The organism is Cellulosimicrobium sp. Marseille-Q8652 (assembly GCF_965112045.1).
On sequence record NZ_CBCOPS010000001.1, the window covers coordinates 1427396 to 1445217 of the forward strand.

The following is a 17822-nucleotide window of genomic DNA, read 5'->3' on the forward strand; positions in this document are numbered from 1 at the left end:
GGACCTCCTAGGACCGGGCCCGCGTGCGCGGGTCGATCACGCCGTACAGGAGGTCGACCAGAAGGTTCGCCCCGAGCACGGACAGGGTGATGACGAGGAACACGCCCTGCATGAGGGCGTAGTCGTTGCTGTTGACCGCCATGAGCAGCGCGGACCCGATGCCGGGGTACGAGAACACCGCCTCGGTGACGATCGACCCGGCGACGACGAAGCCGAGCGAGATGGCGAAGCCGGACAGCGACGGCAGCACGGCGTTGCGCGCGGCGTAGGCGAACCGGATGCGGCGCGGCCGCAGCCCCTTGGCCTCGGCCGTGACGAGGTAGTCCTCGGCGAGGGTCGAGACCATCATGTTGCGCATCCCGAGCATCCAGCCGCCGACCGACGAGATGACGATCGTCAGCGCGGGCAGCGTGCCGTGGTAGAGCACCGACGACACGAACGCCCACGTGGGCTCCGGGCCGGCGAACGTGTAGACGTCGTAGCCGTGGCTCAGCGGGAAGACGGGCCAGACGCTGCCGAGCAGGAACAGCAGGAGCAGCGCGAGCCAGAAGTAGGGGACGGACTGCAGCATGGTCGCGGCCGGCACGAGGTTGTCGACGAAGGACCCACGCCGCCACCCGGCGACCATGCCGAGCCCGACGCCGATCGCGAACGACACGACGGTCGACAGGCCGATGAGGCCGATGGTCCACGGCAGCGTCTGGCCGATCACCTGGGCCACGCCCGCCGGGAAGAACGCGACCGAGGTGCCCAGGTCGCCGTGCGCGAGCGCCTGGAGGTACGTGACGTACTGGCTCCACAGCGACGCGTCGGTGTCGGTGCCGAGCATCGCCTCGATCGCGTCGCGCGTGGCCGGCGTGACCGGGCCCTTCGTCGCGAGCTTGGAGAGCATGATGTCGACGGGGTTGCCCGGCATGAGCCGGGGGATGAGGAAGTTGAGCGTCAGCGCGGCCCACAGGGCCACGACGTAGAAGCCCGCCTTCCGCAGGACGAAGCGCATGGTCGAACCTCCCTGTTCGTTCCGACTGACCGGCTGGGGGTCCCGGCGCCACGGTGGCGCCGGGACCCGTCCAGGACCGGGTCAGTTCTCCACAGGGGTGATGGACTTGAGGACGATCCCGTTGTCCCAGGCCTTCCAGGACGCGGGCATCGCGTACTTGTCGTCGTCGGTCGGCCAGCCGGTCGCGCGCGACGTGTTGAACTCGGTGAGCATCGAGTTCACGTAGATCGGGATGTACGGCAGCTCGTCGGCGATGATCTCCTGGACCTTCGCGTACTCCTCCGTCTGCACGGCCTCGTCGTCGGTCGCGCGCGCGGTCGCGAGCGCCGCGTCCACGTCGGGGTTCGAGAAGCGCGCGAAGTTGCCGGCCGACGCCGTCTCGCCCACCTTCACGGTGTTCGCCGAGTCGTACTTGCCGAAGTAGGTGAAGTACGGGTTCGACGACGCCCCGAGCCCGATCGAGTCGAGGCTGAGCTGGAACGTGCCCGCGGTCTGGGCCTGGTTCCACTCGTTCCACGCCACCTGGCTCGGCACGAGCTCGATCCCGACCTCCGCGGCCTGCTGCTTCATCGCGTCGTTGAGCGAGATGAAGTCGCTCCACCCGGTGACGGTCTGGATGGTCATGGACAGGCGCTGGCCGTCCTTGGTGCGGACGCCGTCGTCGCCCATCGTCCAGCCGGCGTCGTCGAGGATCTGGTTCGCCGTGTCGACGTCGGCCGTCTCGGGCACCGTCAGCAGGTCCTTGTCGGTGATCCACCGCTCGTCACGCTCGGGCAGGAGCAGCGTCGGCGACGCGGTCTCGGCGAACCCGCCGCCCGCGAGGTTGTTGAGCTGGGTCCGGTCGATCGCGTGGTAGAGCGCCTGGCGCACCGCCTTGTCGGTCTGCGGACCCTCGCACCCGAGCTCGGCGTTCGAGCACGTGAAGATCGACGCCGTGAGCGCCGGCGTGTTGACGTACGACAGGTCGGGGTTCGTCGCGATGAGGTCCTCGAGCCCCGGCAGGAACGACGACATCCAGTCGACGTCGCCGGCAGTCAGGGCGGCGCTCGCGGCGTCCGCGGTGTCGAGGGCGATGTAGCGCACCTCGTCGACCTTGGGCAGGCCCTCCTCCCAGTACTCGGGGTTCTTCTCGAGCACGTAGGACTGCGCGGAGAACGACTTCACCGTGAACGGCCCCGTGCCGACGGGGTCGCTGTTGATCTCCGTGACCGGGTCGGCGACGTCCTTCCACACGTGCTCTGGCACGATCGCCTGGTTCCCGAGGACGGCGGGCTCCTGCATGAACGACGTCTCGGGGAACGTGAGCGTCACCGTGGTGTCGTCGGTCGCCTCGGCCGTCGCGGCGAGGCCGCTCGTGTTGAGGGCGGGCGTGTCCTTGATGAGGTTGAACGTGAAGGCGACGTCGGCGGCGGTGAACGGCTCGCCGTCGCTCCACGACACGCCCTCGCGCGTCGTGATGGTGAGGACCGTGCCGTCCTCGTTCCACTCGAAGCCGGTGGCGAGGAGCGGCGTCGGCTCGGCGTCGCTCGCGAGGTTGTACCAGTAGAGCGGCTGGAAGATCACGCCGAGCGTCGGCTGGAGCGCCGTCGTGCTCAGCGGGTTGAAGTTCTCGGTGATGGTGCCGGTCGAGCCGTTGAACACGGTGATCGACGTGCCGTCGCCGGCCGTCGTCGTGCCGTCGCCGGCACCGCCGCTGCAGCCGGCGAGCAGGGCGACCGACGCGACGGCGGCGGCCGCGGCGGTGAGCGTTCGGGTGCGGTGCAGGAACATCAGTGGTCCTCCTCGGGTGGCGACCGGCCGACGGTGGCCGGTTCTGGGCGATGACCGCAGGAGGATTCTTGCCCCACTAAATTTACCGTGTCAAGATATCGCCGCGGCTCGGCACCGGCGTCGGGCACCTCGAACCAGCCAGGAGGTCGACGACGATGTCCCGCAGCGCACCCGGCCGGAGCGCGACCCGCGCGGCCGTGCTCGACCTCGTGCGCTCGACCGGCACCCTGAGCCGCGTCGAGATCGCCGAGCGCACCGGCCTGACGGCCGCGACCATCACCCACGTCGTGCGCGAGCTCGTGGCCGACGGCCTCGTCCGCGAGGTGGGTCGCCAGAAGTCCGGCGGCACCCCGCGCCGCCTGCTCGCCGTCGACCCCGAGGCCTGGTACGCCGTCGGCGTCCAGCTCGACCGCTGCTCGGCGAGCGTCGTGCTGCTCGACTTCGCGGGCCGCACCGTCGCCCGCTCGGCCCTGCGCGGCACCGGGCGCGAAGCCCCCGGGCGCTACCTCGACGTCGTCGCCGCCCGCGTCCGGGACGTGCTCGACGACGCGCGCGTCCCCGCCGCGCGTGTGCTCGGCGTGGGCCTCGCGACGCACGGCCCGCAGGACGAGGAGCGCGGCGTGCTCCTCACGCCCCAGCCGACGCCCGCGTGGCACGGCTACCCGCTCGTCACCGACCTCGCCGGCCGCCTCGGCCTGCCGGTCCGGCTCGAGAACGACGCGACCGCCGCCGCGGTGGGCGAGCAGTGGGCCGGGGAGCAGGTCCGCGGAGGCTCGCCCGCGACGTTCGGGCTCGTGTACTGCAGCAGCGGCCTCGGGGGAGGCGTCGTCGTGGACGGGCTCGCCTACCGCGGGCTGTCGGGCAACGCCGTCGAGCTCGGGCACATCAGCCTCGACCGCGTCGGGCCCCGCTGCCGCTGCGGGAACCGGGGCTGCGTCGAGGTGCTCGCTGGCCCCGAGGCCGTCGTCGCGCGCGCCCTCGCCGAGCCCGGGCTCGACCACCTCGGGCTCACCGGCCGGCCCGACGAGACGCTCGTCGAGCTGGAGCGCGTCGCGCGCGCGGCGCGGGACGGGAGCGTCGCGGCCGCGCGCCTGCTCGGCGACGCCGGGGACGCCCTCGGCCTCGCGGCCGTCACGCTCGCGAACCTCTTCGACCTCGACGTCGTGGTCTTCGCCGGCCCCGCGCTGGGCACGGTCGGCGACGTCGTCGTGCCGCGGGTCCAGCGGTCGCTCGACCGGGCGGCGTACAACCGGGACCTGCGGCCCGTCCGTGCGACGCTGTCCACGCACGGCACGACGGCGGCCGCGGCCGGGGTCTCGACGACCAGGGAGACGCCGTCGCGGCGCAGGATCGTGCGTTGGCCCCCGAGCCCCGCCCCGCGTCCGACGCCGCCGGCCCCGGCCCGCGCGCGGCCTGACGGCGACCGACGACCCACCGGCACGCGCCCCACCCGAGAGGACGAGATGGACCTCGAACGCACGATCCTGCGCCGCGACGGCGTCTCCCTGGTCGTCGAGACCCCGGCCGCGGGGCTGCCCGCGGTGCTGCACTGGGGCGCCGACCTCGGCGACCTCGACGACGCCCTCCTCGACGGGCTCGCGCTTGCCACGACGCGCCAGACGCCGCCCGGGACGCTCGACGCCGCGTGGCGCCTCAGCCTGCTCCCGCAGGACTCCGAGGGCTGGGCCGGGCGGCCGGGGATCCTCCTCGACCGCGGCGGGCGGCCGGTCTTCCCGCGCTGGACCTCCCGGGTCGCGCCGGCGACGAGCAGGGACTCGCTCGTCGTCGAGGCCGACGACGCCGCGGCCGGCCTGCGCCTGACGACCCGCCTCGGGATCGGCACCGGCGGCGTCGTCACGGTGGACCACGCCCTGGCGAACGTCGGCGACGAGCCGCTCACCGTGCACCAGCTCGAGGCGACGCTCCCCGTGCCCACGCGCGCCGACCACCTGACGTCCTTCACCGGGCGGTGGACGCGCGAGAAGTCCCCGCGCACCACGGAGATGCCGCGCGGCTCGACGACGCGCCAGACCCGCCGCGGTCGCGTCGGGCACGACTCGCCGCACGTCGTGCTCGCCTCGGCGGGCGCGCCGCGCGACCGGCGCGGCGACGTCTGGGCGGTGCACCTCGGCTGGAGCGCCGACGTCACGTACCGCGTCGACCGCACGCCCGAGCACCCGACACTCCTGGGCGCGGGCGAGCTGCTGCGCCCGGGCGAGGTCGTCCTCGCACCCGGGGAGGAGCACGTCGCCCCGACGACGTACTTCGCGTGGTCGGCCGACGGGCTCGACGGCGTCGCGGGCCGGTTCCACACGTACCTGCGCGCCCGCCCGCAGCACCCGCGGTCGCCGCGGCCCCTCGTCCTCAACACCTGGGAGGCCGTCTACTTCGACCACGACCCGGCGCGCGTGGAGGCGCTCGCGCGGCGCGCCGCCGAGGTGGGCGTGGAGCGCTTCGTGCTCGACGACGGGTGGTTCCACGACCGCCGCGACGACACGCGCGGCCTCGGGGACTGGTGGGTCGACCGGACGGTGTGGCCCGACGGTCTCGGACCGCTCGCCGACCTCGTGCACGGCCTCGGCATGGAGCTCGGCCTCTGGTTCGAGCCCGAGATGGTCAACCTCGACTCCGACCTCGCGCGCGCCCACCCCGAGTGGCTGCTGCACAGCCCGACGCACCTCGACGCGCCCGCAGGGCTGTCGTGGCGGAGCCAGCACGTCCTCGACCTCGCTCACCCCGACGCGTACGCGCACGTGCGCGACGCGATGAGCGCCGTGATCGGCGAGCTCGGCGTCGACTTCGTCAAGTGGGACCACAACCGCGACCTCGTCGAGACCCTGCACGACGGCCGCCCCGGCACGCACGTCCAGACGCGCGCGGCGTACGCGCTCATGGCCGAGCTCAAGGAACGGCACCCCGGCCTCGAGATCGAGTCGTGCTCGTCCGGGGGCGCACGCACCGACCTGGGCGTCATGGCGGTCGCGGACCGCGTCTGGGCGTCGGACTCCAACGACCCGGTCGAGCGTCAGGACATCCAGCGCTGGACGCAGCTCCTCCTGCCGCCCGAGCTCGTCGGCGGGCACGTCGGTCCGGGCGAGGCGCACTCGTCCGGGCGCACGACCGACCTCTCGTACCGCCTCGCGACGAGCCTCATGGGTTCGGCCGGCTTCGAGTGGGACCTCCTCGGCTGCACGCCCGACGAGGTCGCGACGATCACGGCGTGGGCCGCGCTGTACCGAGAGCTGCGGCACGTGCTCCACACCGGGACCGCCGTGCACGCGGACGTCGTGGACCCGGCGCTGCGCGTCGTCGGTGCCGTGCTCCCGGACCGCTCGGAGGGCGTCTGGACGATCGCCACCGTGGCGACGCTCGAGGACGCCCTGCCGGAGCGGGTCCACCTGCACGGGCTCGACCCCGACCGGCGCTACACGGTCCGGGTGCGCGACGAGATCGGCCTCCCCCGCCACGGCTGGGTCACGCCGCCGTGGCTGACGACGCCGGTCGTCGTCAGCGGGCGCGTCCTCGCCGAGGTCGGGCTGCAGGTCCCCGCGCTGTGGCCCGCGCAGGCGCTCGTCGTGCACGTCACCGCGGCGGCCTGACGCCCGGGGTGCCGACCGTCGTGCGCTCTGCGAGCATCACGTCATGGCAGACGACATCGTCTGGGACGAGCGCGAGGTCGACGTCGCGGGGCACCGGGTGTTCGTCCGGGTGGGGCCCGAGGTCCCGGACAGCGTGCCGATCGTGCACGTGCACGGCTTCGCGGTCTCCGGGACCTACCTGCTCCCGACGGCGTCCCGCCTCGCCCACCGCGCGACGAGCTACGTCCCCGACCTGCCCGGCTACGGCCGGTCCCCCGGGTGGGGCCCGGCGCTCGGCATCCCGAACCTCGCGTGGGCGCTCCTCGGGCTGCTCGACGCCCTCGGGCTCGACCGCGTCGTGCTGCTCGGCAACTCCATGGGCGGCCCGGTCAGCCTCGAGGTCGCCCACCAGGCGCCCGACCGCGTCGCCGGCGTGGTCCTCGCCTCCCCCGCGGGCGGCGTCCACAACCAGCCGTTCGCGCGCGCCCTGGTCCAGCTCGCGCGCGACGCGTCCCGGGAGAGCCCGGCCATGGCGCGGGTCGCGGTGCCCGACTACGTGCGGTTCGGGCCGGTCGCGACCTTCCACCTCTTCAGCGAGCTCGCACGCTTCCCGTCCCTCGAGCGGATGCTGCGCACCCCCGTCCCGACTCTCGCCGTGCTCGGCTCGCGCGACCCGCTGATGCCTCCCCCGCAGCGCGTGCGCGAGGTGGGACGGCTCGCACCCGCACACCTCACGGTCGCGCTCATCGAGGGAGCCGCGCACGCGATGAACTTCAGCCACCCCGGCGAGCTCGCGCACGTCGTGTCGTGCTGGCTCGACGGGCGCGAGATCACCGACGACCCGGACTCGCCCGGGATCGCGCGGGTCCTGCAGATCCGCCGCGACCCCACGATCACCCCTGACGGGTGAGGTCCGGTCGTCGCCGCCACGCCACGGTAGAGGCGGTCACGGGACCCCGTGACCCCGAGACGAGGGGTGCACCGTGGACGACTTCTGGAGCTGGTTCTGGCTCATGGTGTGGTGGTTCTTCTTCATCGCCTACCTGATCGTGCTCTTCCAGATCCTGGGCGACCTGTTCCGGGACAAGCACCTCAGCGGGTGGTGGAAGGCGCTGTGGGTCGTGGCCCTGATCCTCGTGCCCTACCTCAGCGCCCTGGTCTACCTCATCGCGCGGGGACGCGGCATGGCCGAGCGCCACATCGAGGAGGACCGCGCCCGCAGGCAGATCATGGACGACTACGTCCGGGCCACGGCCGGGAGCGGGAAGTCGGCAGCCGGCGAGATCGCGGACGCCAAGGCGCTCTACGACGCGGGGGCCATCGACGCGGCCGAGTTCACCACGCTGAAGGCCAAGGCGCTCGCGTAGCGGCAGGTCGGTGCCCGCGTAGCCCCGGCGACCGGTGGCTACGCGGGCTCCTGCGCCTCCGCGTACCGCTGGAGGAACCGCACCTGGGCCACGACCATGCGCTCGATCTCCCGAGGGTCCACGCTCTCGTCGGACGCATGGATCCGCGCCCCTGCGACGTCCTCGGGCCCCCAGAGGACGAACTCGGCGGCGGGCGCCACGCCCGCGAGGGTGCGCAGGAGCGGGATGGAACCGCCGCTCCCCACGACCCCGGGCTCGACGCCGTAGGCGTCCGCGAGCGCCGCCCGCGCCGCGGCGTACGCCGGCCCGTCGGTGCGGCAGTCGAACGGCGGGGCGGCCTTGGTGCGCTGGACCTCGACGCGGGCGCCCCAGGGGGCGTGGGACTCGAGGTGGGCGACGAGCGCGTCGAGCTCGTGGTCGGGGTCGGCACCCGGGACGATGCGCATCGAGATCTTCGCGGACGCCCGCAGGATGAGCACGTTCGACGACCCGGCGATGCCCGTGGTGTCGACGCCGATCGCGTTGATCGACGGCTTCGTCCAGAGCCGGTCGCCGACGGGGCCGGTCCCCACGAGCCCGACGCCGTCGAGCAGGTCCGCGCTCGCGAGGAACTCCTCGGCGGTGATGCCCTCCCCGTCCCACGCCCCCGAGGTCACCCCGGCGACGGCGACGTCCCCGTCGTCGTCCTGGAGCGTCGCGAGGAGCCGGGCCAGGGCCATCATGGCGTCGGGGGCGGGCCCGCCGAAGATCCCCGAGTGCAGCGGGTGCTGCAGCGTGCTCACGGTCACGACGCACGCGACGTCGCCCCGCAGCGCCGTCGTGAGGACGGGTTCCCCGACCCGGAGGTTGCCCATGTCGCACACGACGAACGCGTCGCACGCGAACAGGTCGGGGTGGGCCAGGACGAAGGCCTCGAGGTTGCTCTCGGTCTCCTCCATGCCCTCCAGGACGATCCGGAGCGTGCACGGGGGCCGGTCGGCGAGGAGGCGCAAGGTGCCGAGGTGGCAGACGATGCCGCCCTTGTCGTCGGCGGCGCCGCGTCCGCTCACGCGGCCGTCGGGACGCGTCGTCGGACGCCACGGGTCCGTCGTCCAGCCCTGCTCGGGGGGCGCGGGCTGGACGTCGTAGTGGGCGTACAGGACGACGACGGGTGAGCCCGGCGGTCCCGGGATCTCGCCGTAGACCGGCGGGTACCCGGACGGCACGTCCATCAGCCGGGCGTCGGTCGCACCGGCCTCGTGGAGCATCCGGAGCGTGGTGCGCGCCATCTCCTCGACCGGCTCCGCCGGGTAGCCGGGGAACGCGACCGAGGGGATCGCCACGAGCTCCGTGAGGGACTCCAGCAGGGACGGCATGAGGGCGGCGGCGCGCGCCGCGACGTCATCGTTCTCCATGGGGTGCTCCCGTCACCGGGGCCGGCCGTCGGCCGGCCGGCCGTCAGAAGAAGATCGCGCCGATGAGCGCGCCCACGACGATCGTCGTGACCGACAGGACGAGCATCGGGACGAAGAAGCTGTGGTCGAGCAGCTTGGTGCCGAGCTTCGTGGTCCCGGAGAGGTCGAAGTTGGCGGCGGCGATCTGGGTGCCGTTGGCCGGGAGCGTGTACACGCCGCCGAGCGCACCGGCCCACATGCCGGTCACCAGCCCCGGCGACAGCCCGGCGGCGAGGCCGATGGGGACGATCGTGCGGGTCGCCGTCGACTGGCTCGTGGTCAGGGCGGCGACGAGGAAGACGGCCAGCGCGAAGATGAACCGCCAGTCGGTCACCCAGGCTCCGATGGTGCTGACGATCAGCTCCTCGTGCGCGGTGATGAACGTCGCCGTGAGCCAGGCGATCCCGAACAGCGCGATCGCCGAGATCATCCCTGCCTTGAAGACCGACTGGTCCGGGACCTCGTCGACCTTCGGCCTGCCCAGGAACAGGATCGCGACGCCGACGACGAACATCACGAGGACGATGGTGGTCGTCATGTCGATCGGCACCATCCCCTCGTCGGGCACCTCGAACGCGGGACGCAGCCCGGGGAAGAGGCCGAGCAGGACGATGGCGAGCACCCCGGCGAGGAAGGCGAGCGCCGAGTTCCGCCCGCGGCTCGTGTACGTCAGGGTCGAGGCGATCGACACCGGCGCGGCCGGCCCGTCGAGGGCGTCCGCCGTCCCACGGGAAGAAGCCGGCACGATCGGCACGGTGGGCGCGTCGCCGCCCGCTCCCACGGCGGCGCGCGCGGGGGGCGTGGCCGCGGGCACCCCGACCGCGGAGGGGGCCTCCAGCTCGCCGGCGGCGATCTTCGCGAGCACCTCGGGGTCCTCGTCGAGCTCCTTGCCGGTCCGGTTCACGACGAGCGCCGTCACCACGATGCCGACGACGCACGCAGGCACGGTGATGGCGAGGATCTGGGTGAGCCCGAGGTCGTACGGCGCGACGTCCGTGAGCGTGAGCATCGCCGCCATCGCGGCCGAGACCGGCGACGCGGCGAGCGCGATGCCCGACTGGACGACCGTGACGGTCAGGGGACGTGACGGGCGGATGTTGTTCCGGTAGGACACGTCGTAGATGACGGGCAGCAGGGGGTAGATGATGTTGCCGGTGCCGGCCCCGACGCAGAACGCGAAGGCCGTGAGCGGTGCGATGACGGTGATCTGGCGGGGGTGGCGCTCGATGATCCGCGCGGCCATGGCGACCATCCAGTCGATGCCGCCGGCCGCCTGCATGAGGGCGGCCGCCGTGACCACCGCGAGGATGATCGCCAGGGCGGCCGCCGGCGGCTCACCGGGCGCCTCCCCGAAGACGAAGACGAGGACGGCGGTACCCAGGCCGCCCCACAGTCCCACCCCGACACCACCCGACCGGGTGCCCATCACGATCGCCCCGAGCACCACCAGGGCCTCGAGCACGAAGGAAACGTCCACGACCCGACCTCCTCGTCGGCCACGCCTGGGTGTCCGGCACGGACGTCAGGAGCTGAGGATGCGTGCCTTCTGCGCGTCGAACTCGGCGGGGGTGAGGACGCCCTGGTCGCGCAGGCCCGCGAGCTCGCGGAGCTGCGCGATCTTCGCGTCCATGTCCTCACCGGCGGGTGCGGCGGGCGGGGGCGCCGCGTACTGCGGCGGTGGCGGTGCGTACTGCGGCTCGGCATACGCCGGCTGCGCGTTCTGGGCGTCCTGCGCGGCCCAGCGACCCTGCTGACGGCGCTGCACGCGCCCGGAGACGGCGCTCGCCGTCCCCGCGACGACGGCCGTCCGGGCGACACCTCGGATCAGTCCCACGGCGTGCTCCTCTTCTCGACTCTCTCGGTACGGGCAGGGCCCGCGGTGGTCAGTCAGCGGCTCTCGACGGCGTCGAGCGCGGCGACGATCGACTGCACGGGGATCCTCCCGCCGGCGACGACCGACCCACCTCCGCGGCGCAGGGCCGAGGCGAAGGGTGCGGCCCACAGGTTCTCGTACACGAGCACGCCCGCGGCGCTGCCCGGCTCCAGGGCGGCCCCGGCCTGCTCGAGGTCGTCGTCGCCGAGCAGGCCCGACGACGCGCCCTCGAACACCGAGACGTCGAAGTCCCCGGTCGCGTCGAGGTCGTGCAGCTCGATGCCCGACACCTCGCCGGCGCTGTTCTTCTCGACGAACGCCAGGTCGAGGACGCGGATGATCCCGCGGTCCACGAGCTCGACGAGGAGCGGCAGCGCCTCGCCGTCGAGCCGGTTCTCGGGGAACTCCACGACGAGGAAGTCGATCGGCCCCATCTCGTCCACGTCTCGCTCCATCGGTTCCACTCCCGTCGTCACGACGCTCTGCGGACCCGGACGGGCCCTCCTGGCACCACGGTCGACGCTGCGGCCGGGCGTGTCCTCACCCTCCGGGGGTGAGGGGAAGCCGTCGACCACGGCGAGCAGGCCGGCGAGGTCCGTGTCGCGCACGCGGTAGGACGTGACCGTGGCGGGCATCGACCGGCTGACCCCGCGCAGCATCTCCTGCACCAGCGCGCCCACCGGCCCGCGCACGACCACCTCGACGTCGGCACGGGCGCCCGCCGCCGCGGTGCGCAGCTCCAGCAGGTCCAGGCCGAGCGACGCGAGCCGCTGGAGCAGCCCGTACAGCGCCGCCTGGTCGCGCACCGTCGCCTCGAGCAGCGTGCAGGCCGTCGCCCGGCGGACGCCGAGCTCGGCGAGGTCCGCGTCGGGCACGTCGACAGCGCCCACCACCGTCAGCTCTACCCACGTCGTCCCCGTCACGTCGCCCTCCCGACCTCGCACGTCGTGCCAGGATCCGTACGCCGCCGGCCCGGCGGATCACCCGACGAGGGTGCCTCGTCCTGACTACCCCCGACGGGTGAGGAGCGCGCGCGCGTGCCTGCCGCACAGTGGAGGGCGCGGCCACCGAGCGCCGCCACCGGGGAGGAGCGCGCATGGACGGCTCGCACGACGGCGGGTCCGTCGAGGAACGGCTCGCCGCGCTGGAGCGCGAGAACGCCGCGCTGCGGCGCCGGCTCGAGACCGCGGAGGTCGCGACCCCGACCGGACGGACCCCGGTCCGCCCGGAGGGCGCACGGCCGCACCGCCTGCGCGCCGTGGCGTGCGTCGTCCTCCTTACGCTCGGCGCCCTCCTCGCCCCCGCCGGCGCCGTCGCGGCGTGGGCCCAGCGCGAGCTCACCGACACCGAGCGGTACGTGGAGACGGTCGGTCCGCTGGCGAGCGACCCCGTCGTGCAGTCGGCGGTCGCCGGCCGCCTCACCGAGGCGGTCATGTCCCGCATCGACGTGAGCGCGCTGCTCGACGACGTCGTCGGCGGCCTCGAGGAGAACGACATCGCGCCCCGCGCGACGCGCGCCCTCAGCGCGCTCGAGGCGCCCCTGACGAGCGGCGTCGAGTCGTTCGTGCGCAGCGCCGCCGACCGGGTCGTCCAGAGCGACGCGTTCGAGGAGGCCTGGGTGCAGGCGAACCGGGTCGCGCACCAGCAGCTCGTCGCCGTCATGCGGGGCGAGGACGGCGAGGTGCTGCAGGTGGGGGCGGACGGGCAGCTCTCGATCCAGCTCTCGGGGATGATCGAGATCCTCAAGCAGCGGCTCGTCGACCGCGGGCTCGACGTCGCCGCGAACATCCCCGAGATCGATGCGAGCTTCACGATCGTCCAGACGTCCCAGCTCGTGCAGGTCCAGAACCGCTACGCCCAGCTCGTGGTGCTCACGACCTGGCTCCCGTGGGTGGCGCTGGGCCTGCTCGCGGCGGGGGTCCTCGTGGCGACCCACCGGCTGCGGGCGCTCGTCGTCGCCGGTCTCGCGCTCGCCGCGGCGATGGTCCTGCTCGGTATCGCGCTCGCCGTCGCCCGCGGGCTCTACCTGAACGCGCTGAGCGGGCAGGTGGCGCGACTGGACGCCGCCGAGATCGTCTTCGACCAGGTGGTGTCGTTCCTCCGCCTGACGCTGCGCACGGTCGGCGTGCTGGGGCTCGTCGTCGCGCTCGCGGCCTACCTGGGCGGGTCGAGCGCCTCCGCGCGCAGCCTGCGCTCGGGTCTCGCCCGCATCGGGGACTCGGGCCGGGACTGGGCGGCGAACCGCGGCGTCACGTCGGGCCCGGTGGGCGACTGGCTCGCCCGGTACAAGACCTTCGTCCGTGTCGTCGTCGTCGCGATCGGCGCGCTGGTCCTCCTGCTCGCCGGCCAGCCGACGCCCGCCCTCGTCGTGGGGACGGCCGTGGTCGCCGGCGTGGTGCTCCTCGTCGTCGAGCTCCTCGCCCGTCCTGCCCCCGCGCAGCCGGCGCAGCCCGTGCAGCCCACGCAACCCGCCTGACCGGCGTGGACGCCGCGCGCTGATCCCACCACGCGCGTAGCCTGCTGCCATGGCCTCGGTCGAGCCACGTGCCGAGCCGGAGGTAGCGCCACGCGTCCCGGTCGCCTCCGGTACGTTGCGTGCGCGCACGACGGTCCCCGTCCTGCCACCGTCCACGGTCCGTCGGCCCGGGCTCGAGGCGCGGCTCGAGGAGGCGGCCTCCCGGCGCCTGACCCTCGTCTCGGCCGGTCCCGGCTGGGGGAAGACGACGACGGTCGCCGCGTGGGCCCGGACCCGGCCGGGTCCTCCCGTCGCCTGGCTGACGCTGGAGCCGTTCGACGACACACCGACCGCCTTCTGGTCCGACGTGCTCGCGGCGCTCCGCGAAGCGGGCGCCGTGCCTCCGGACCATCCGCTCGCGGCGATCACCGTGCCCTCGCGGATGTCGGCCGGCCTCCTCCGCCGCATCCTGCGCGGCATCGAGGAGCTGCCCGGACCCGTCGTCCTCGTCCTGGACGACGTCCACCACCTCGCCACCGCGGACGTGTCGGGCACGGTCGACGACCTGCTGCGCTACCCGCTCCCCCTGCACGTCGTCGTGCTGACCCGCATCGACCCCCTCCTCCACCTGGAACGGCTCCGCGGGCAGGGCGAGGTCGTCGAGCTCGGCGCGTCGGACCTCGCCTTCGACGTGACGGCGGTCGCCGCGCTCGGCGCCCTGCACGGCCGCACGCTCGCACCGCGCGAGGTCGACCGCCTCCTCACCGAGACGGGCGGGTGGGCCGTCGGCGTGCGGCTCCAGGTCGAGGCCGCCCCCGACGCGGCGAGCCGCGCCCGCGCCGAGCGCTCGGCGGCGGAGTTCCTGCTGACCGAGGTGCTCGGGCGGCGGGACCCGGTGGTGCGCCGGTTCCTGCTGCGCACGAGCCTGGCCACCACGCTGTGCGCCGAGCTCGCGGAGGTCCTGGACCCCGGGGCGCCCGCCGGACGCCTGCTGCCCGAGCTGGCTGCCTCGGACGGCTTCGTCACCGCGTTCGGCGAGCAGCGCCGGTGGTATCGCTACCACCCCCTCCTGCGCGAGATGCTGCAGAGCGAGCTCCGTCTCGAGGACCCCGACGCCGTACCCGTCGCCCACCGCGCCGCGGCCCGGTGGCTCGTCCGCCACGGTGACCCGCTGCGCGCGCTCGAGCACGCCGTCGCGGCCGAGGACTGGGAGCTCGCGGGCACGGTCTTCGTGGAGGGCGCCGCGATCCACCTCGTCGGACCGCACCGCCAGGCGGTGGCCGACGTGCTGCGCCGCGTGCCGTTCTCGGACCTCGAGCCGGACGTCGCGCTGCACCTGTGCGCGGGCTCGCTCGCGCTCGTGGACGACCGGTTCGAGGCGGCGAACCACCACGTGGCACGAGCGCGCCGGCTCGTCGGCGGCGGGACCGGCGGGTCCGTCGCTCCCGCCGGGGTCCTGCTCGGCGTCCTCGAAGCCTCCGTCGCCCGCTCGCTGGGGGACGTCCGACGTCAGGCGACGAGCGCGGGAGCGGCCCTGGCCGCCGCCTCCGCCGTCCCCTTCCCCTTCCCCGCGCTCGAGACCTACCGTCGCCTGGCCCTCGCGCAGCGCAAGGCCGCGCTCGCGTGGTGCGCCGTCCCGTCGGACCGTGCCGCCGACCTCGTCCGGGCTCCCGCGGTGGTCTCCACGGACGCCGCGGGAGTCGTCGACGGCGCACGACGGCTCGTCGACCTGGAGGCGCAGGGCGCCGCCGCCCTGCTCGAGGTCGCCCGCAGCCGGCTCGCGGACGGTGAGACGCTCGCGCGCGCAGCGGTGGACACGGCGAGGACGAGCGGCTGGGAGACGCACGTCCAGGCCCGCGCCGCGCACGTGGCACTGGTCTGGGCGCAGTACCTGCGCGCCCACGACGACGGGCTCGACAACGCTCTCGCGCACGCCCTCTCCATCGACGGCGGCGGACGCGAGCCGGCGTCGGAGGCGGCCGCGCAGCTGGTCCGGTCGCTCGTCGCCGCGGCCCGCGGGCACGGCCGTTCCGCCCGGCAGGCGCTCGTGGCCGCCGACCGTGCTCTGGGCGCCGCGCCCGTGCCCACCGTGCTCGCGGACCTCTGGGTGCGCGCCACGACGGAGGTCCGGCTGCTCGAGACGCCGGGCGCCGTCGGACCGACCGAACCGCTCCCACGGTCACGCCCCGATCTCGGGAGCCTCGGGTCGGCCGCGCTGAGGGCGGTCTGCCGCGCACGCCTGCACCTCGCCGCCGGCAGGACCGGCGCGGCGCTCCAGGAGCTCGGCGCCGTGACGGACGAGCAGGGCGTCCAGGACGACCTCGTGCGTGTCGAGGCCGCGCTCGTCGAGGCCTCAGCCCTCGCGCACGCAGGCACGCGCAGGGCCGACGACGCGCTGGCCCGCGCGCTCGGCCTCGCCGCCGGCGAGGGGCTCGTGCGACCGTTCCTCACGGTCGGCTCGCCCGAGCTGCTCCCCGCCCTGGCCCGCGCGGTCGCCCACCGGGACGACGCGCTGTCCGAGCGTCTGCGCGCACACCTGCCGCACGACGACCGTCCCGAGCCCGCGCCCCTGGCCGAGCCGCTCACCGAGCGAGAGCTCTCCATCCTCGCGGTCCTGCCGACGATGGAGAGCAACGTCGAGATCGCCGAGGACTTCTTCGTCTCGGTCAACACCGTCAAGGCGCACCTCAAGGCCCTCTACCGCAAGCTCGGCGTCGGGTCCCGCCGCGAGGCGGTCCGCCGCGGCCGCGAGCTGGGCATCCTGCCCTGAGCCGGGCGGTCCCGCCGGCACGTCCGACCGTCCCGCAGCGCACGGACGCGCGTCAGCCCAGTGTGACCGCGGTCGTCCCCGGTACCGGGTCGGGCAGCCGCCGCATCCGGAACGACTGCGCCACGCCGAGGAGCCCCGCACCGAGCGGCACGAGGAGGGCCACCTGCAGCGCCCGGGCCCGCACGTCGTCGTTGATCCGCAGGATCTCCTCGCGCACGGCCGCCGGCTCGTCGGACAGCAGCTCGACGAGCTGGGCGTCGCTCATCACCTCGGCGTCCTCCTCGAGGACCTGGCTCACCTGCGCCTTGTCCTCGGGCGGCAGCACGAGGCTGTCCTGCGCCTGCGCGGTGAACCCGCGCGCGAGCGACGCGAGCATGACGGCGCCCGCGAGCGCCAGCCCGAGCGACAGCCCGAACGACCCCGCCGCCGAGTTCACGCCCGCCGCCTCCCCCACGCGCTCCTCGGCGATCGGCGAGAGCGTGAAGGCGTTGAGCTGGGAGACGAGGAGCCCGAGCCCGCAGCCCGCGACGACGAGCGGGACCGCGAGGTACCACCCGGACGTCGCGCGCGGGACCACGGGCAGGAGCGCGGCGATCCCGACCACGAGGAGCGAGAAGCCCGCCAGGACGATCGTGGCCGGTCGCCGTCGTCCCGCCCGGCGGCCCGCCAGGATCGCGGCGGCGAACATGCTGAGCGACAGGGGCGCGAGCGACAGCCCGGCGAGCATCGCGTCGTACCCCAGCGCCATCTGGAGGAACACGGGCAGCGCGATCATCGCGCCGCCGAGCGCGACCTGCTGCAGCGTCTGCTGCGACACGCCGAGCCGGAACGGGGGCGAGCGGAACAGGCCGGGGTCGACCAGCGGGGCCGCTCCGCGGCGCTCGCGGCGCAGCACCCAGCGTGCGAGACCGACGAGCCCCAGGACGCCGACCGCGACGAGGATGCCCACCGCCTCGCCGCCCTCCTGCCACACGAGGACGCCGAGGACGACGCCACCCATGCCGAGCACGGACAGCACGGCCCCGACGACGTCGACGGACCGGTCCCCCGTGAACGGCACGTCGTGCACGAGACGGATGCCCGCGAGGACGACGACGATCACCACGGCCTCCAGCCCGAACGCGACCCGCCACGACAGGTAGGTGGTGATGAAGCCGCCGAGGAGCGGGCCGACCGCTGCCGCGACCGACGCGGACGCCCCGACGAGCGCGTAGACCTTCGTCCGCGCGGTGCCCTCGAAGCTCCCGTGCACGAGCGCCTGCATCGACGGCAGGAGGAGCGCGGCGCCGAGCCCGCCGACCACGGACCAGAAGACGACGACGGCGAGAAGGCTCTGCGCGAGCATCATCGCGACCGCACCGACGCCGTAGCCGAGCAGCCCCAGCACGTACGCGCGGCGTCGCCCCACGAGGTCGCCGACCTTGCTGCCGATGAGGATGAACGCCGCGGACACCAGCGCCTCGAGCGCGATGGCCGTCTGGACGCCGCTCACCGACGTCCCGAGGTCGTGGACGACGGCCGAGATCGACACGTTCATGAACGAGGTGTCGACGACGAGCACGAACATCGCCATCGC

General features: G+C 74.2%; 12 protein-coding genes. 5 read left to right on the forward strand and 7 right to left on the reverse strand.

The annotated features are described in order from the left end of the window. Positions 1-7 precede the first annotated feature (7 nt). Both ACWPWV_RS06200 and ACWPWV_RS06205 read right to left on the reverse strand, forming a co-directional pair. Positions 8-1000 (reverse strand): ABC transporter permease, encoded by a 993-nt coding sequence (locus ACWPWV_RS06200; RefSeq protein ID WP_454042057.1) that lies wholly within the window; start codon positions 998-1000, stop codon positions 8-10. Between the two features lie 81 nt (positions 1001-1081). Then, positions 1082-2770 carry an ABC transporter substrate-binding protein gene (locus tag ACWPWV_RS06205; RefSeq protein ID WP_454042058.1) on the reverse strand — a complete coding sequence of 563 codons (1689 nt, stop codon included), beginning with the start codon at positions 2768-2770 and terminating at the stop codon, positions 1082-1084. A gap of 155 nt (positions 2771-2925) precedes the next feature. Between ACWPWV_RS06205 and ACWPWV_RS06210 the strand changes: the two genes are divergently transcribed. The 3 genes from ACWPWV_RS06210 to ACWPWV_RS06220 all read left to right on the forward strand — a co-directional run bounded on the left by ACWPWV_RS06210 (position 2926) and on the right by ACWPWV_RS06220 (position 7715). Then, positions 2926-6369, forward strand: a complete 3444-nt coding sequence (locus ACWPWV_RS06210; RefSeq protein ID WP_454042059.1) for an ROK family protein — start codon at positions 2926-2928, stop codon at positions 6367-6369. 43 nt (positions 6370-6412) lie between these two features. Continuing rightward, a complete protein-coding gene (locus tag ACWPWV_RS06215) occupies positions 6413-7258 on the forward strand; it encodes an alpha/beta fold hydrolase (RefSeq protein ID WP_454042060.1) in 846 nt (281 codons plus the stop codon). A 73-nt stretch (positions 7259-7331) separates the two neighbouring features. After that, complete coding sequence (locus tag ACWPWV_RS06220; protein ID WP_454042061.1) at positions 7332-7715, forward strand: SHOCT domain-containing protein; 384 nt, start codon at positions 7332-7334, stop codon at positions 7713-7715. Positions 7716-7753: 38 nt separating this feature from the next. Here the strand turns inward: ACWPWV_RS06220 and ACWPWV_RS06225 are convergent, their stop codons facing one another. From ACWPWV_RS06225 to ACWPWV_RS06240, 4 genes are read right to left on the reverse strand one after another with little or no spacing between them, the layout of a single operon-like run. Continuing rightward, a complete protein-coding gene (locus ACWPWV_RS06225) occupies positions 7754-9109 on the reverse strand; it encodes a M20/M25/M40 family metallo-hydrolase (protein ID WP_454042062.1) in 1356 nt (451 codons plus the stop codon). 43 nt (positions 9110-9152) lie between these two features. Further along, positions 9153-10625, reverse strand: coding sequence for an anaerobic C4-dicarboxylate transporter family protein (locus ACWPWV_RS06230; RefSeq protein WP_454042063.1), 1473 nt, complete (start codon positions 10623-10625; stop codon positions 9153-9155). Between the two features lie 45 nt (positions 10626-10670). After that, a complete protein-coding gene (locus ACWPWV_RS06235) occupies positions 10671-10982 on the reverse strand; it encodes an SHOCT domain-containing protein (RefSeq protein ID WP_454042064.1) in 312 nt (103 codons plus the stop codon). A 53-nt stretch (positions 10983-11035) separates the two neighbouring features. After that, the gene (locus ACWPWV_RS06240) at positions 11036-11911 is read right to left on the reverse strand and encodes a DUF6325 family protein (protein WP_454042065.1); all 876 of its coding nucleotides are present in this window, start codon (positions 11909-11911) and stop codon (positions 11036-11038) included. A 206-nt stretch (positions 11912-12117) separates the two neighbouring features. On the opposite strand from ACWPWV_RS06240, the gene ACWPWV_RS06245 reads away from it, so the two are divergent. Then, entirely contained in the window at positions 12118-13497 is a 1380-nt protein-coding gene (locus ACWPWV_RS06245) for a hypothetical protein (protein WP_454042066.1), read from the forward strand. A 49-nt stretch (positions 13498-13546) separates the two neighbouring features. Beyond that, positions 13547-16246 (forward strand): LuxR C-terminal-related transcriptional regulator, encoded by a 2700-nt coding sequence (locus tag ACWPWV_RS06250; protein ID WP_454042067.1) that lies wholly within the window; start codon positions 13547-13549, stop codon positions 16244-16246. Positions 16247-16298: 52 nt separating this feature from the next. Here ACWPWV_RS06250 and ACWPWV_RS06255 read toward each other — a convergent pair whose 3' ends face one another. After that, a complete protein-coding gene (locus ACWPWV_RS06255) occupies positions 16299-17819 on the reverse strand; it encodes an MFS transporter (protein WP_454042823.1) in 1521 nt (506 codons plus the stop codon). Positions 17820-17822 lie beyond the last annotated feature (3 nt).

Bases quoted from the DNA above. Each gene is read 5' to 3' on its own strand.
- ACWPWV_RS06200 (WP_454042057.1), bottom strand. From the start codon at position 1,000: ATGCGCTTCGTCCTGCGGAAGGCGGGCTTCTACGTCGTGGCCCTGTGG.
- ACWPWV_RS06205 (WP_454042058.1), bottom strand. From the start codon at position 2,770: ATGTTCCTGCACCGCACCCGAACGCTCACCGCCGCGGCCGCCGCCGTC.
- ACWPWV_RS06210 (WP_454042059.1), top strand. From the start codon at position 2,926: ATGTCCCGCAGCGCACCCGGCCGGAGCGCGACCCGCGCGGCCGTGCTC.
- ACWPWV_RS06215 (WP_454042060.1), top strand. From the start codon at position 6,413: ATGGCAGACGACATCGTCTGGGACGAGCGCGAGGTCGACGTCGCGGGG.
- ACWPWV_RS06225 (WP_454042062.1), bottom strand. From the start codon at position 9,109: ATGGAGAACGATGACGTCGCGGCGCGCGCCGCCGCCCTCATGCCGTCC.
- ACWPWV_RS06245 (WP_454042066.1), top strand. From the start codon at position 12,118: ATGGACGGCTCGCACGACGGCGGGTCCGTCGAGGAACGGCTCGCCGCG.
- ACWPWV_RS06250 (WP_454042067.1), top strand. From the start codon at position 13,547: ATGGCCTCGGTCGAGCCACGTGCCGAGCCGGAGGTAGCGCCACGCGTC.
- ACWPWV_RS06255 (WP_454042823.1), bottom strand. From the start codon at position 17,819: ATGGCGATGTTCGTGCTCGTCGTCGACACCTCGTTCATGAACGTGTCG.